Origin of the sequence: Granulicella sp. L56, from assembly GCF_009765835.1 — a bacterium.
Lineage (GTDB): Bacteria > Acidobacteriota > Terriglobia > Terriglobales > Acidobacteriaceae > Edaphobacter.
In genome coordinates this window covers 2,428,944-2,444,502 of sequence record NZ_LMUS01000006.1, presented here as the reverse complement: position 1 = coordinate 2,444,502, position 15,559 = coordinate 2,428,944, and the positions used below count along the sequence as shown (strand labels likewise).

Annotated in this window: 13 protein-coding genes; 4 read left to right on the top strand and 9 right to left on the bottom strand. The window is 54.9% G+C overall.

Annotation, left to right across the window (positions count from 1 at the left end; genetic code table 11):
* The 4 genes from GSQ81_RS17940 to GSQ81_RS17925 are packed head-to-tail and all read right to left on the bottom strand — an operon-like array spanning position 1 to position 2,678.
* Positions 1 to 1,014: a SpoIIE family protein phosphatase gene (locus GSQ81_RS17940; protein ID WP_254060278.1), complete on the bottom strand. Its 1,014-nt coding sequence runs from the start codon at positions 1,012 to 1,014 to the stop codon at positions 1 to 3.
* The gene (locus tag GSQ81_RS17935; protein WP_158911982.1) at positions 1,011 to 1,421 is read right to left on the bottom strand and encodes an anti-sigma regulatory factor; all 411 of its coding nucleotides are present in this window, start codon (positions 1,419 to 1,421) and stop codon (positions 1,011 to 1,013) included. Before GSQ81_RS17935 ends, GSQ81_RS17940 begins: the two co-directional genes overlap by 4 nt.
* A complete protein-coding gene (locus GSQ81_RS17930) occupies positions 1,402 to 1,797 on the bottom strand; it encodes an STAS domain-containing protein (RefSeq protein WP_121470348.1) in 396 nt (131 codons plus the stop codon). Before GSQ81_RS17930 ends, GSQ81_RS17935 begins: the two co-directional genes overlap by 20 nt.
* Entirely contained in the window at positions 1,797 to 2,678 is an 882-nt protein-coding gene (locus tag GSQ81_RS17925) for an STAS domain-containing protein (protein ID WP_158911981.1), read from the bottom strand. The genes GSQ81_RS17930 and GSQ81_RS17925 overlap by 1 nt, the downstream gene beginning before the upstream one ends.
* Before the next feature lie 99 nt (positions 2,679 to 2,777).
* Here GSQ81_RS17925 and GSQ81_RS20390 point away from each other — a divergent pair, with 99 nt between their 5' ends.
* A complete protein-coding gene (locus tag GSQ81_RS20390) occupies positions 2,778 to 3,206 on the top strand; it encodes a DUF1016 N-terminal domain-containing protein (protein WP_371715340.1) in 429 nt (142 codons plus the stop codon).
* Positions 3,207 to 3,256: 50 nt separating this feature from the next.
* Here the strand turns inward: GSQ81_RS20390 and GSQ81_RS17915 are convergent, their stop codons facing one another.
* From GSQ81_RS17915 to GSQ81_RS17905, 3 genes are all read right to left on the bottom strand, one after another.
* On the bottom strand, positions 3,257 to 4,006 hold the full coding sequence (locus tag GSQ81_RS17915) for a sensor histidine kinase (protein ID WP_158911979.1): 750 nt from the start codon (positions 4,004 to 4,006) through the stop codon (positions 3,257 to 3,259).
* Between the two features lie 102 nt (positions 4,007 to 4,108).
* The gene (locus GSQ81_RS17910; protein WP_158911978.1) at positions 4,109 to 4,474 is read right to left on the bottom strand and encodes a response regulator; all 366 of its coding nucleotides are present in this window, start codon (positions 4,472 to 4,474) and stop codon (positions 4,109 to 4,111) included.
* Between the two features lie 211 nt (positions 4,475 to 4,685).
* Positions 4,686 to 6,356 carry an alpha-amylase family protein gene (locus tag GSQ81_RS17905; RefSeq protein ID WP_158911977.1) on the bottom strand — a complete coding sequence of 557 codons (1,671 nt, stop codon included), beginning with the start codon at positions 6,354 to 6,356 and terminating at the stop codon, positions 4,686 to 4,688.
* A 48-nt stretch (positions 6,357 to 6,404) separates the two neighbouring features.
* Between GSQ81_RS17905 and GSQ81_RS17900 the strand changes: the two genes are divergently transcribed.
* Positions 6,405 to 7,964 carry an alpha-amylase family glycosyl hydrolase gene (locus GSQ81_RS17900; protein WP_158911976.1) on the top strand — a complete coding sequence of 520 codons (1,560 nt, stop codon included), beginning with the start codon at positions 6,405 to 6,407 and terminating at the stop codon, positions 7,962 to 7,964.
* A gap of 110 nt (positions 7,965 to 8,074) precedes the next feature.
* Here the strand turns inward: GSQ81_RS17900 and GSQ81_RS17895 are convergent, their stop codons facing one another.
* Positions 8,075 to 9,838: a CHASE3 domain-containing protein gene (locus tag GSQ81_RS17895; RefSeq protein WP_158911975.1), complete on the bottom strand. Its 1,764-nt coding sequence runs from the start codon at positions 9,836 to 9,838 to the stop codon at positions 8,075 to 8,077.
* A 683-nt stretch (positions 9,839 to 10,521) separates the two neighbouring features.
* Between GSQ81_RS17895 and GSQ81_RS17890 the strand changes: the two genes are divergently transcribed.
* Both GSQ81_RS17890 and GSQ81_RS19885 read left to right on the top strand, forming a co-directional pair.
* Positions 10,522 to 10,716 (top strand): hypothetical protein, encoded by a 195-nt coding sequence (locus GSQ81_RS17890; protein WP_158911974.1) that lies wholly within the window; start codon positions 10,522 to 10,524, stop codon positions 10,714 to 10,716.
* A 53-nt stretch (positions 10,717 to 10,769) separates the two neighbouring features.
* A complete protein-coding gene (locus GSQ81_RS19885; RefSeq protein WP_216846474.1) occupies positions 10,770 to 12,515 on the top strand; it encodes a DUF3560 domain-containing protein in 1,746 nt (581 codons plus the stop codon).
* Between the two features lie 803 nt (positions 12,516 to 13,318).
* On the opposite strand, the gene GSQ81_RS17875 is transcribed toward GSQ81_RS19885, so the two are convergent.
* Positions 13,319 to 15,496 (bottom strand): winged helix-turn-helix domain-containing protein, encoded by a 2,178-nt coding sequence (locus GSQ81_RS17875; protein WP_158911973.1) that lies wholly within the window; start codon positions 15,494 to 15,496, stop codon positions 13,319 to 13,321.
* Positions 15,497 to 15,559: the final 63 nt, after the last annotated feature.

Sequence of the window (15,559 nt, the reverse complement as noted above, 5' to 3'; positions counted from 1 at the left end):
CTATATACGCGTGATAAGTATTGTGACATCATCACGCTTCCTGCAAAAGTCCCTGTAAAGCACTCCCGCTAGCAGGGCCGGGTGACGCACAGAAAGCCCGGGATATTGCTCAAAACTCCATCGAGTTGCGAGGCCGTCTGAGTGCATGATGAGCGAGGAATTCTTTTCCCACGGGTAGGCGAACTGTTGAATACGCCCGATAGTGTGACCAAGAGTTCCGTTCATTGAAATCATGCTACGCGTCTTGGAACCTTGAAGGATTGCTCCGGCAACGTTGCCTACCCCAGCGTAGTTTAACAGCCCCTTGGTGTGGTCAATCTCGGCGATCGAGACTGCCGCTCCGCGAGTCTTGGCGAGAGCGCCATGGGCATCCGCCAGGATGCGGGCAGGTGAAAGGTGCGCCGATTCCGCAAAGATACGGATGGCTTCTGCTGAGGCCTCTGCCGCCGACGGCCCGTGCCCCAAACCATCGGCAACGATGTAGATGCTTCGGCCGGGAGTATAAACAGCATTCCAGGCGTCGCCGCAGGCCGTTTCACCGGCAATCGGCAACGACACTGCTCCAAGAGCATAATCATTAGCAACAACTTCAGCTGACGCCGACTCCTGAACCACCCTTGCAAGCAACGCAGTTCCCTTACCGGGTGACGAATAAATCTGGAGCGTAGACGAAAGACGAGACATCGCTCCCAGCCCTTGGCCCGGCGTCCCGGCAGTCGAATATCCGTCCTCCAGCGAACGCCCGATGTCCGCTATACCTTTTCCACTATCCAGCGCCAGCACATCGATCCCAATGTCTTTCTGAAACTGCCATGGAGTTAAGACGATTTCTCCTTGCTGGGCATGAGCCGCGATGTTCCCGGCAGCTTCGGTGATGATGATTCCGAGCTGGCCTTGTCTCAGTTCGCTGAATCCCATAGCCGCCGCCATCGCGACAGCCTGGCGGCGTGCATGACCAACCTGACTGGAGTCGCCAGCAGTTACCGACAGCACGATGCCCGCTCTTTTTCTCATTTCCATCGGGTCACAGTGACAGTAGTTCCTTCGCCAGGAGCAGTTTTAATGTCGAATTCGTTCATGAGCCGTTTACTACCGCCAAGCCCTAATCCCATGCCCTGTTTGCTGGTGAATCCATCTGTAAGAGCTTGCTTAATGTCGGCGATTCCGGGGCCCTTATCGGAGAAGCTCAACCGGATGCCCTTACGGACGCCATCAACGACTTCCGCAATTTCGAGTTCTCCGCCGCCGCCGTGCTCAAGAGTATTGCGTCCCAGTTCGCTGGCAGCTGTAACGATTTTTGTCTGGTCGACCAGGCTGAGTTTTAAGTTCGTCGCCCAGACCCGGACCCGTTGTCTCACAAACACCACATCTGAAGAATCTTTGATGGGGAGCCTTTCAGTTTTACTCACTGTCCCCGTCATAATCCTCGCTGTCTCCGTAAGCTGTAGCTGTCTCATGGAGGTATTGCATGCCTGACTCAACATTCAGCGCGGTCCGAATACCCGGCAAAGACATCCCCAGTTCCACGAGCGTTATAGCCACCGCCGGCTGCATGCCGACGACCACCGTCTGAGCATCCAGGACTCTCGCCATGGATGCAATGTTTGCCAGCGTTCTTCCAATAAAGGAGTCCACGATCTCGAGCGATGAAATGTCGATCAGAACGCCTTTGGCGCCAACATCCGCAATCTTCGCTGTTAGATCATCCTGCAGCGTAAGTGCCAGTTTGTCGTGCATATCGACCTGAATGGTGACGAGAAGAAAGTTACCCATCCGCAAGATTGGAATTCGTTCCATTACAGCTCCCGCGCCCCGGACGGTATCGAAGCGTTGACCTTAGCCACACGCGTAACCGCGCGACCGCTGCGTTCCAATGCGAGTTTGAAAGCGTCGGACAGTTTAGCTTTAGTGATGACATCTTCGAGGTTGATTCCGAGGTGGACGATCGTCTGCGCGATCTGCGGACGTATTCCGCTCAAAATGCACTCCGCGCCCATCAGCCGTGCTGCGGTAATGGTTTTCAGCAAGTGCTGCGCGACCAGTGTGTCTACGGTCGGCACCCCTGTAATATCAATAATCGCAAATCGCGAGTTTGTTTGGACAATCGCCTGAAGCAACGACTCCATAACGACCTGCGTACGTGCGCTGTCCAGCGTGCCAATCAGTGGAAGTGCGACGATCCCATCCCAAAGCGTCACCACGGGAGTGGAAAGCTCGAGCATCTCTTCCTGCTGGCGAGCAATCACCTGGTCGCGACCATGGATGAAGCTATCCGTCGTGTGCAGCGCAAGCTTGTCGATGAAGTCGCCTGTCGCGGTCATCTCCGCGTAGAGTTGGTCAGCGTTGTCTCCCTTTTGGTCACGAACCAGACTGAATAAAGGAGTCTTGAGCGAGAGCACAAACACTGCAGTTTCCGACGGAGTGAACCCTTGAACTGCCCGAGACGCCGAAAGACTGGCCAGAAGGTCTCTCAGAGGTTGCCAGGCCGCGACACTGAGATCGTCGAGCGGTGTATCCGGTGGAGCAGCACAGATGGTTGCAAGAACTTCTCCAGCCTGCGACTTGAGTTCACGTTCATCTATCAAATCACGTCTGCGGATTCCGGTTTTAAGGCTCTGTAGCCATCCGTCGAGCACGGCTCCTTGATTCTTTCGAACTGCGTCCAATACCTTCGGCATTCGTACTCCCATCTTGCATGTAACTGAAATCGTGTAAGACCCGTTTGATTTTACAAGAAAACGGGAATAGCCTAGAGCGCTCTCTCAAAATGAAGCCAAATGAGGGGAACCAGAGTTGCCCTTTGCTTCTGCAGCCGTATTTCGCAAGTCATCTATTTCTCGACGGGGATGCGATTCAGAGCTAGGGTGCGAGAATTCCCGGGAATAGAAGGGTTGGGATCACGTAACCTGCGCAATATGCGAGACAAAGCGAGAGAGTGGCCCGATACTTCAATTGTGCAACAGCTTGTTGCCAAATTACCTTGGGGACACAATATTCAAATTTTGCGTGTACCCGCGGGTCTGGAGCGCGGATGGTACGCGCATGCGGCCATCGAGCACGGACGGAGCCGCGCGGTACTAATGCGTCAGATTGAGACTAACTTTTCGAGCGCCACGGCAAGGCTGAAACGAACTTTACTCGTACCCTTCCTCAAGAGCAGTCTGACATGGCGGTGCGCATCGAACCTTTTGTGGACAGTGCAGTAACAACTAAGGGCACCATCTCCGCCGGTTGTGTTGCTGACCGAGACTGACACTTAGGTCTTGCGCGTCGGAAGAGTTACGCGAAAGACCGTTCCACTCTTTCCTTGTAAACCGCTGCTCCGATAGCGAATCGTGCCTCCGTGGGAATGAACGATTTCACGCACGATCCAGAGACCAAGCCCATTTCCATCCATTCTTCCACTTTTGAACGAGTCAAAAAGAGTGCTTCGCATCGATTCGGGGATTCCGGGTCCATTGTCAGCAATCGTGATCGTCGCGTTTGGCGAATGAAGAGCGACCCGTATGTGTAGGTCTCCTGAATGCGGCAGCGCTTCGATTGCATTGAGAAGCAGGTTGGTGAGGACCTGATACATCTCGCCCCTTTTCACAACCGCCGCAGCCGATTCGGCGGAACGGGTCTGAACCTGGATTCGCTTCTTTGCAATTTGCTGCTCGTGAAGACGTAAAGCCGATGTCGCTAGCTCTACTAAGTCAACTTCCTTAGGATCGACTTCCACGCGGATGAAGGCAAGACTTCTGGATGTGATCTCTCCCAAATTTCGGAGCTGGAGGTCGGCCTCATCCAGGTACTCAATACTCGGATTCGGAGGCTCGGAAAGAGTCCTTGCCAGAAAGATGAGATTGGTCAGGGCTGCCAGGCGATTGTTGACTTCGTGCATTGTCGCGCCAACCAGTCTCCCCGCCAAGGCGAGCTGGTGATAGCGCTTCAGATTTTCTTCGCAGACTTTGAGCTTCTGACCTTCGTCCTCAAAGGATTCGCGAGGTACAAGAGGCGAGTCCATAGCTATCTGAGGAGATTTGGTGGCCAAAGGTTGGTTTGCCACAATTAGTCGAGTTCGTAAGCACCGGGCGCGTTGTCTACCTGACAACCAAACGGTCGACTTTCAATTGCGTAGCTTCGCCAAAAGATCGGCGGGATGCACCGGCTTGGAGAGTAGATCGAAATCGTATCCCTGTTCGCGAGCCTTTTCCAGCAGATCCGCCGTTGCAGTCTGCCCAGAGAACAGGAGCACTTTGCATTCGGGCTGCGCCTGGCGGAAGTGAACCGCCAACTCAATGCCACTCATGCCCGGCATCATCACGTCACTGATAAGAAGATCGGGAACCAGTTCCGCACGGGCGGCAATAGCCTTGTTCGGGTGATCGTAGGCACTCGCCTGAAATCCCGCCTGATTCAAAATAATGGCAAGTGTCTGCGCGATCACCGCTTCATCATCGACGACAAAAACTACAGGTTTTATATCGGGCATGCGCTCTCCTTGGTCACTCCTTCTAGGGTACGCTGACCGCGCTTTTCTCTCGCTCGGTACGGTTCTGGGCATTCATCTTCTGTTCAGAAATGTTGTAGAACTAAAAGATGGCTGAAGTTGTCTCATGTACCAAACCCGGAGACCGGGTAAAGGTTCGTAGGGAGTAAAGATGACCTCAATGATGGATATTCCCGAAGGGTTCTACATTAATTTAGCTTAGCGTTTCTGAACGTTTTAGTAGATAATCCAAACCGCAAATACGAAACCACCGGTAGCCATAAGGCTCGAACAAGATGGAGTGCTTACCATTCTTCTCAGGGTAGCTATGGTCTTCAGACAGAAGGTTCACAAGAGTGCATTCCTTTTCGTCTTCTGCGCGCATCGAGAACTGAACTTCCTGAGGCTCGCCACTCAAGTTATGCATACATACCACCGAATTGTTGCGCCAAGCGTAGCGCATGGCCAAAACCCGAGGTGTTTTCATGGGGATGAATGAAAAATCTCCCCAGCCAATCTCAGGTACCTCTTTACGCATGCGAATGATACGTTCCATCCAATTCAGAAGTGAGTTTGGCTCGCGACGCTGAGCTGCTACATTGACATGCTGAAAGCTGTAGGGGCCTTCGCTGATCGCCGGCATGATGGGCTTGTCACTTGTCGTGAAGCCCGCATTCGGCTCGGTTGACCACTGCATTGGTGTACGAGCGCAGTTTCGCTCCGGGAGGCTAAGATCGTCTCCCATTCCTATCTCGTCGCCATAGCGAATCACCGGGGTGCCTGGCAGGGTCATCATCAAACTGTAAGCGAGCTCCAACCGTCGGCGGTCTCCCTGTAACATGGGTGGGAGTCGCCGCCGAATCCCGCGTTGATAAAGCTGCATATTCTTATCCGGACCAAACGCCGCGAAGACAGTCTCACGCTGCTTGTCACTGAGACGGCCGAGGTCGAGTTCGTCGTTGTTGCGCAGGAACTGCCCCCATTGTGCAGTAGCCGGACGAGGCTTTGTGGTCTGCATCGCTTTGACCAGCGGCCTCGAGTCGCTGCTGGCCAGCGCAAAGAACAGATGTTGATTGACGGCGAAATTAAACATCATTTGCAACCGTTCCCCGAACTCGCCAAAGTATTTTAGATCTGTGTCCGGCAGGACATTGGCCTCCGCAAGAATGATTGCGTCCCCTTTCCGCCAGGTCAGGAATTCACTGAACGTCCTCAACATGTCATATTGTTCGCCGGGCTTTTTGAGCTCGGCGCCCTTTTGGGCGATGACAAAGGGAACCGCATCCATGCGGAAGCCCGAGACACCCAACTGCAACCAGAAGCCCATAATCTTCAGGATCTCTGCCTGCACCTCTGGGTTGGTCGTATTAAGGTCCGGCTGAAAGTCATAAAAGCGATGGAAGTAATATGCTTTCGCAGTCTTCTCGTAGTTCCATGTGGACTTCTGCACTCCAGGGAACACCACTCCCGAAGCCGCGTTCTTCGGTTTCTTGTTAGACCACACATACCAATCTCGGTATTTCGATTGTGGATCGCGGCAGGCCTCCTTAAACCATGGATGCTCGTTCGAAGTATGATTCACAACGAGGTCGATAAGGACGCGCATCCCACGCTGCTTACAGCCTTCGGCAAATTCCACAAAATCACCGAGTGAGCCGTATCGCGGATCGACACCGTAGTAGTCGGCTACATCATAGCCGTCATCTTTACAGGGAGACGGCTGAAACGGCATTAGCCAGATTGCTGTTACACCCATTCCTTGCAGATAATCCAGGCGACGCATCAGGCCCTTAAAGTCACCGACCCCGTCGCCGTTTGCATCCATATAAGTAGCAACGGAGAGACAGTAGATGACCGCGTTCTTGTACCAAAGGTCATTGATCATGCGAGCAACCTTCCGTTAGAAAATAAATCTTCAGGAGTGATTGATGAGATGCAAGGGTTGACCTGGTGGCAGCACGGAGTTATATACGAAATCTACCCGCGTTCTTTTCAAGATAGCGATGGCGATGGCATTGGTGACCTGAACGGAATTCCGCGGCGTCTCGACTATCTGGTAGAGCTTGGCATCAATGCGATCTGGATCTCGCCGATCTATCCGTCACCCATGGCCGATTTCGGATACGACGTCGCCGATTATTATGGAATAGATCCCATCTTTGGGACAATGGAGGACTTTGATCGCCTGTTCGCGGAGGTTCATCGCCGCGGTCTGAAGATGATTCTCGATTTTGTGCCGAATCACACCTCTGATCAGCATCCCTGGTTTCTGGAGAGCCGGTGCTCTCGCGATAATCCGAAGCGAGATTGGTACCTGTGGCGCGATGAACCGAATAATTGGTTAAGCAACTTCGGCGGCTCCGGCTGGGAACGGGACGAAACAACCGGACAGTACTACTACCATTCATTCCTCAAGCAACAGCCCGACCTCAACTGGCGCAACCCTGCCGTGCAATCCGCTATGTTTGATGTCTTGAGGTTCTGGCTGCGACGAGGTGTGGATGGCTTTCGCGTTGACGTTATGTGGCTGATGATCAAGGACGACCTATTTCGCGATAACCCGCCAAACCCCGGTTATCGCTTAGGCCAGCCCTCCAGTCACCGCCAGTTGCCGATATATAACTCGGACCGACCTGAGGTTCACGACCTCGTGGCCAGAATGCGAGCGGTGGTCGATGAGTTTCCACAGCGCGTGCTGATTGGAGAGATTTATTTACCCGTGGCACAGTTGATGTCGTACTACGGAAGAGATCTCAAAGGGGCGAACCTGCCATTCAACTTCCACCTGCTGCAATGCGCATGGACCGCTGAAGCGGTGAAGCAGGTCATATCTGATTACCACGCCGCCCTGCCAAAGGGCGCATGGCCCAATTGGGTTTTGGGAAATCATGATAATGCCCGCATCGCTAGCAGGGTTGGAAAGTCCCAGGCACCTGTCGCGGCGATGTTGCTTCTCACTCTTCCCGGAACCCTAACGATGTACTACGGCGAGGAAATTGGGATGACGAACGTGTCGATTCCTCCCGAGCAGGTGCAAGATCCTGCGGAGAAAAACGAACCGGGACTCAGTTTGGGCCGCGACCCGGAACGAACTCCGATGCTATGGAACGGCTCTCCCTCGGCTGGATTCACCACGGGGCGACCCTGGCTTCCTATCGGCGATCATGAAGCGGTGAACGTCGCAACACTGGAGCATGATCCTGCGTCAATTCTGCAGCTCTATCGCAATCTAATCAATCTGCGGCGCAGCAATTTGACGTTAGTGAGTGGTGCGCTGCAGTCTATTACCGTTGAAAAGAACATGTTGAGCTATCAGCGCATAGATGATAAGCAGCGCATTATCGTGTTGCTGAACATTGGCTCAGACCCGGCGACAATGACGGTGGAAACGGGGACTATCCTCGCATCGACGTACCTTGACCGAGCGGGGCAAGAAGTGAGTGGTTTGATCAATATGAGAGCTTCTGAGGGATTAATCATCGTTCTCAAGTGACCATGCGAAGGCACTCGTCTGAAGGAGTATTTGCGAAGTATCCAACAACCGTCCGGATTTTGAGCGGGGTAGAACCTCTTCGGATGTTCCACCTGATAGCGGTGGGCAGGTCAGCTCTCTTGCGCCGGATTCTCTAACTTGGGAGCGCTCGGTAGAAGGACATTGAATATGGCGCCAGAAGTATGCTTATCTTCTCGGGAATGGACCTCGATGCTTCCCCCATGTCTGTCTATAATTTCTTTGGTCACCCATAATCCGAGACCAGTGCCGACGTCCTTCTTGGTGGTGAAGAACGGCTCAAAGATTCGGTCTCTCTGTTCAGCTCCGATGCCAGGCCCGTCATCCTCGATCAACACCTGAACGAGCTGGCCATTAGAGGTTTCAACGCATTCCAATTTGACTCGTATCGTCCCATTGTGACTGACAGCGTCGGCGGCATTTGAAATCAGATTCGCTATGGCTTGTTTCAGTTCCCCAGCCAAACCCCGAATAGGTGGGCAGTCTCCAAATTCACGTTGAAGCGTAATGTTCTTGGTCTTGAACTTATTTGAGTAGATGTTGAGGACGGAATCCACAAGAGCAGGTATTTCCACTTGATCTGGTACGTTGGATTCACGGTAGAACCCAAGCGTCTGACGGGCGATGTGCGAGATGCGAGCGACTTCATCTTCCGCGAGCGTCAGTTGTTCGGCAGCCTCGGCGGGAAGGCCAGCCATCCCCTTTGTGATGTAGAGCAGATTGCCGATCGCCTCCAGCGGATTGTTAATTTCGTGGGCGACGGTTGCCGCCAGACGGGCTGCAGCGGCCAGCTTTTCAGTCTTACGCAAGACTTCTTGCGACTTGCGTTCAAGGGTTGCGTCGCGGAAGACCAGAACGACTCCGATCAGTTTGTGATCGGCATCGCGGATGGGCGCCGCGCTATCCTCAATTGGAATCAGGTTTCCATTAGCGTTGCGCAGCACGGTATGATTTGCGAGACCCACAATTCGACCTAGTTCCATCACTTTCTTCACCGGGTTTTCTACTATGTGGTGTGTGGACTCATTGAAGATGGGGAAGACTTCCTGAATGGGCCTTCCCCTGGCGTACTCCAGATTCCTTCCGGTCAGTTGCTCCGCTAATGGATTCAGAAAGGTTACCTGGCCTTGTTCATCGGTCGCGATCACCGCGTCGCCAAGGCTTGTCAACGTCACCCTGAACCATTCTTCACGCTCCAATATTTGGCGGGCATGCCGTTGGCGAAGCTCCATTTCGCGGAGTATGTAATACGCAAGAAAAATCAGGCCCAAAGCCGCAATGAAACTGGCTAAATAGATGCAGACTGTCGTTACCCGAATGCTCTTTTGATAGGCGGCGGACCGGACGGCTTCCAGGGAGGTCTCTTCTTCTCCCATTTCGCTGGTCAGCTTTCGGATGTTGTTCATCGTAAACAGACCCGCATCGGATAAAACGAGCGCTTTGGCTTCTTCGGTTCTGCCCGATCGATATAGCGTGATCGTTTGGGCGAGTTCGATCACCTTCGCCTGCGCAAGATTACGCAACGCGGATATGTGGGCCTGTTGACGGGGATTGTCGGCGGTCATATTCGCCAACTTGTCTATGTTTGGCCCCACCTGACCAATGGCGAGATTATATGGTGCCAGGTATTTCGGATCCCCCGTGTAGAGGAAACCACGTTGGCCTGTTTCAGCGTCCTTGAGTATGGACTCTGTTTGAGCCAGCTCGAACAGAACTTGTCTGGTATGCGCCACCCATACCTGATTCTCGACCTGCACGCCGAGTTGGCGCCTGGTAATAATGGCGTTTGCTGTCAATATGATCACCAACAGTCCGAAGCCGGCGATAACGCTAAAACGCTTGTTAAAGGTCTGCATAAGAGAGACTTGGGCTCCTTGCTCGGGTCGCCCTTGATTGTAGTTGAGTTTGCAATGAATCAGGATTATGTCAGTTTCCTGAGTTCGCCACCGATTCGGACGGCGTCACTATTTTTTGCAGAGTCTTCGGTAGTTGCTAAGTATCAGAAGAATTGCCTAACGCCGAATTAGCCATACGAATCCAACCATCGCCAAGGCTCCCACCATCAACCAAGCTCGCGCATCCCCAAGTAGTCTCGCCCATTCACCCATTCTCGCCACCTCGAATTGGAGTATAGATCCTAAGCAAAATGCGTGGCCAATGAGGGATGATGTCTCCTCCCGGATTTCGGCCGGCCCTGCTGTCTTCCATCACCAACCTCTGCGGGCCTTTCCCGCCCGCAACGCCCACCTCTAGAAGCCGGAACCACGACGAAAGCAGTCTCTGCGCTACGCGCTGGAGCAAGGTGACCATGCCTCCTGAGGGACTCCGTCCCTGGCGCGCGACAAGAGGCACCCCAATCTTCCGCGCTGCGCTTGTGCAGACCTCCGCTGCGCTCCGCCCCTTCCACTCCGCTACCGCTCCGTTCCAAGGGTGGAGACCCCTCCTCTTGCACTTGCCGCCCCTGCTGGCGTGGGCCAGGGCCAAGGCGTGTTTGTGAGCAAACACAGCACAGCCATTCAAAAAAGGGAGGACTGACAGAATGCCAAACCCATACCGAATCACCCTTTCCGAGATGTTGAAGAAGCAGGGCCGCAGCTTTGAAGACATGGTGAGCGCGGTCATGTTCGGAGACGAGAACGCAACCGCTCTCTGCGAGGAGCAATGCGAAGTAGAGCCGGACGGCACTTGCCCGCACGGCTGCCCTTCCTTCATGCGAGCAGCAGGAATCATCTAGCCCGGTACCCCATCGACACCCCCAAACGAACTCAATTCAAGGAGACACCCCGCATGAGCTACACCGCGACCTACTCCCCCGAAGACAACAAACTCAGGCTCTACAGCTCCGGCCGTCTCGATGCCGAGACCTATGCACGAGTGAAGGAAGCAGGGTTTTCTTACGCTCCGAAACAAGAGCTTTTCTATGCGCCCATGTGGACACCGCACCGTGAAGATCTTCTCCTTGAAATGTGCGGAGAGATCGACGATGAAGATAGAACCCTGGTCGAGCGGGCCGAGGAACGAAGCGAACGCTTCAGCGAATACAGCGACAAGCGAGCCGAGGATGCAGATCGAGCACATACCGCCGTCTCTGCTATCGCGGATGGAATCCCTTACGGCCAGCCCATCCTTGTAGGCCACCACTCCGAGCGCCGCGCCCGCAAGGACGCCGAGCGGATCGAGTCTGGGATGCGTAAAGCAATCAAGATGTGGAACACGTCGAAGTATTGGACCGACCGCGCCGCTGGTGCTGTCCGTCATGCCAAATACAAAGAGCGGCCCGATGTTCGCGCCCGCCGTATCAAGACGCTTGAAGCCGATAAGCGCAGGCAGGAGCGCACTATCGCCGAATCGCAAAAGTTTCTGAAGGCGTGGAGTCGCGAAGAACTCACCGAAGCGCAGGCCCGCACCATCGCCAACTTTGACCATGTGACCGTCTATTACAAGAAAGACCAGTACCCAGCCTCTACCTACGAAGGCGCAAGCAGCATCTATAGCGGCTTGGCCTCCGGCCTTATCGACGTGACCCAGGCAATCTCGATTTGCATCCCTTTCCATAAGCGAGTGATTCATGGGGCGAATCGTTGGCTTCAGCACTATGAAAACCGCATCGCCTACCAGCGAGCCATGCTCGGCGGCGAGAACGGCGGCATCATCGCCGACAGGACCAGACCGGAGAAAGGTGGCGCATGCCGATGCTGGGCTTCGCCGCGTGGCGGATGGTCGTACATCCAGAAGGTCAACAAGGTTTCTGTCAGCATTCTGGACACCTATGGCAATGGGGGAAGAAGCTTCACCCGAATCATACCCTTCGACAAGCTCGCCGCAGTCATGAGCGCCGCCGAGGTGCAGGAGAAGCGTGACGCTGGCTGCTTGACTGAATCCGCCGAGGGCATCGGCTTCTTTCTTGTGAAACCACCGCTAGAGGAGCCGCAACAGGAAGACCCCGAAGCTGCATTACGTCGCATCTGGGACGCTAAGGGAGTCTCGAAAGAACGGCAAGACCAACTCCTTGCGGAGGTGACGGCGAAGGCACAGCCGGGGGCGAAGGTCGGCCCCTTCACACTCGGCGGCCAGATCGAGGCCATGCGGGAAACTCTCAAAGGTGGTGTTCGTGTCGTCTCAGCACCTCAGCTCTTCCCTACTCCACCGCATCTTGCCGCTCATATGGTCGAGCTTGCCCAGATCGAGCCCGGCCATCGGGTCCTGGAACCGAGTGCAGGGACCGGTGTTCTTTGCAAGGCGATCACAGCCGCCCACCCGACCGCCCAGGTCTTCGCGGTTGAAATCAATTCCCAACTCTGCGAACTTCTATCGCAGACCATCAACCCACCCGAGGACAAAGCCGCGGGCATTTGCAAGAACGTACTACAAGGAGATTTTCTTGAAGTCGACGGCCTTGGAAACCAGTGGGACCGGATTGTTATGAATCCACCGTTCGCCGATGGAGCCGACATCAAGCACATTAGCCATGCGCTCAAACATCTGAAGCCGGGAGGCCGACTCGTCGCAATATGCGCCAACGGCCCACGTTAAAATGAGAAGCTGCGGCCTGTCGTGGAGGCTCACGGTGGAGTATGGCAGGAGCTTCCTGCCCATACCTTCATCAGTTCAGGAACGAGCGTCCGCACTGTCCTACTCAGCATGACCGCCCAGGTACTATAGAAATCCGCCCACTTCAGGGGGGAACCGCCGCAGAGCGGCCCCCTGCGGTCCGAGCGCAAGAGGACATACCCCTTCGGTTTTCCCCTTGATCCCTTTTCTCGCTATGCCGTTTCACTAGCGCTATGTTTTTCTTCAAAAGCAAGAGCCGTAGCCCACCGCGCTACATTCACAATCCCGGTGAACCGATGTTGTTCACCCGATGGGGTGGTCAACGTATAAGTATCCGATCTAGCTTCTTCAGACAGGTTCGGCCGCGTCGCCAGCCCCACCGACCAGACACAGAAGCATCGCAAATTGCAGAAGTGCATCTCCCCGCCCGAATCCTTCAGGACGAAAGAAGGGTCAGGGACGGCGAACATATCGTAGGAGCAGACTCGTCGCTTCATTGTTCGACGTTCCTTCCACCAGGGTGCATCTGCTTTGCAGAATCATTCCAAGATACTTGAGTCCGAAGGCGGTATTCAATACGCTGGGCAGACGCTCAATTTTTGCTTCCGGTTTGACCGTGACTCGGGAGCAATGCGGAAGTCTCAACCTGTAAGCTCAATGAGTGCATTGGCGATTTGTCATCAAGCGAGACAGCCAGATCGCGGCACCAACCTCTGGAATTCCAAAGATTGACGTCGTATCTAGTGGATTTTATAGCGGGTTTGACACTCCCAGATACCATAACTTCAGGGAAGCGAGATGCGATAGAGATTGCGGTGCACTGCGGTCTTCACGTAGGCATAGTGTGAGAGGTCTTTGCCGGGGACGAGCTCTGCGCGACTAATCGACCGGGCACCCGGAACGATGCTCGGTTCTGCAAGCGGCTGGATGCCTCCGGGAGGAAGCTCCGGAAGGGTTTCTCCGGGGCCAACCGGAATAGCGAGGCTTCGTCCCGGAGTCGTTTGCGACGATGCTTCGACTGGAACAAACAGGAATCTCCCGCTTGACGACCATACCGGGACGCAGTCGCTTGCGCATATGCGGCGCGGAGATCCGCCGCCGAGCGGAATCGCCACGACCATGGGTATGATCCTGTTGCCTTCAGGAAAAGGAGCGACTGCCATCAGCCACCTTCGCCCTGGCGAGATGCTTTGCACTTCGCTGATGGGGTATGGAAGGACCTTGGACCGTCCGGAGCCATCCTGATTGATCTGTTCCAGATAATTGACGTTTCCCTCTGCAAGCCGAAACAGAATCTGTCCCTGTGGGCCGAAGTAGGGCGTTGTTTCCCCAGAGTGGCCGATCTTCCGGGCGGGGGAGCTTCTGTCCATCGGGGCGAGCCACACCTGGGACCTGCCGTCGCGACCCAGGTTGGTATAGACGACCTGTTTTTCATCCGGCGACACATCGTAGGAGGTCATGGACGTTCCGGGAAAGACCGCTTCGCTCTTGCCAGTGTCCAGCGTCAAACGCCAGAGTTCGGGGCCAGCATTCGCATCCTGATGGCGCAGAAGGTAGTAGAGGGTTTTATCGTCCGCTCCAAAGGACGGAGGCGAGAGGTCCGCGACGATCTCTCCTTCGGACGACAGGGATCGTTCTCCCGCAGCATCGTGAATCCAGATGGAGCTTTCACGCGCACCAATCGAGGAGATGACGGATCGGCCATCCTGCTCGACGGCCAATCCTTCCTCTTCTGAGGGGCCGAAGGTGATCTGCTCGGGGTGGCTGTTTGGAGAGCGCTGACGCCAGAGATGACTTTGGCCTTGAACGATCGCGATGAAGTACATCCACAAGCCATCGGGCGACCAACCTGCGGCGGTGCATGCACCGTCTGGCCCTACTGGTTTTGGAGCGGACTCGCCCACGAGAGAGATGAGCTGGCACAGCGTCCAATCTCCCTGTCCGTTCATCTCGACTACAAGAGCTGATTTGCGATCAGGGGAGGCGAATGAGTAATGGGCCATGGCCCGTTCATGAGGGGGAAAATAGAGTTCTCGAAAGTCGTCGCCCGTTACTGTTTCGGTGACGATTCCCATATGCAGGCCGGAGCGGATTCTGGAGAAGAGAAGGTGGTATGGGTCGAGCCAGGTCAGTCCCGCCGCATTGCTAAGGAGAAGATGCGGACCGCCGCCTAATACCGAGATGATGTAGGTGTCGAATGAGGAACCCTCCAAGACCGTGTAGGCGATCTGCGAGCCGTCTGGCGAGAATGCCAGGCCATATCTCGACTGCGCATCATTGGTCAGAGGCGTGGCCTCGCCATCGGGGAGCATCTTGACATAGATTTGACCGGCTGGCATGAAGGAGCTATCTCCGCGGATGAACGCGAGGATATGACTATCTGGCGATACGGCGGGAGCTGATGCAGAATCAGTGAAATCGGTTAGCTGTGTGTAATTTACGACGGCGGGACGGGCACGGGAAGAGAAATAGATCGTGATGCCGATTGCGGCGATTACCACGAGGCCCCCTGTTGCGAAGAGGAGCCATCGCACTCTTTGGTTGCCAGCAACCAACGCCGGAGAAGCAATGAAATTTGGCGTACTCTGAGAGATCTCGGCATCTGCTTCGGACTCCACTGGCGGTGTTTCGTCTTTTACTGGAGCGATGAAGCGATAGCCGACGCGCGGAATGGTTTCGATATAGCGGGGAGAGTCGGACGAGTCGCCGAGCGCGTCGCGAAGCTTCTGGATGGACTTGTTCAGTCCATGGTCGAAGTCGATGAAGACGTCGGATGGCCAGAGTCGCTGACGGAGCTGTTCGCGGGTGACGATCTCGCCGGGTGATTCGAGCAGGACAGACAGAAGCTGAAGAGGCTGCTGCGACAGCCGGATCCTTATTCCGTTTTTGGTCAGCTGCGCAGCCTTGAGGTCGAGCTCGAAGAGGCCGAAGCGAACCATCTCGTGGGTCGGCAAAACAGCCACTCCGCACCTCCTGTACCAGTGAAGAACAGATTTTACACCCGTATGGTGCGGGCGCATGAGTTC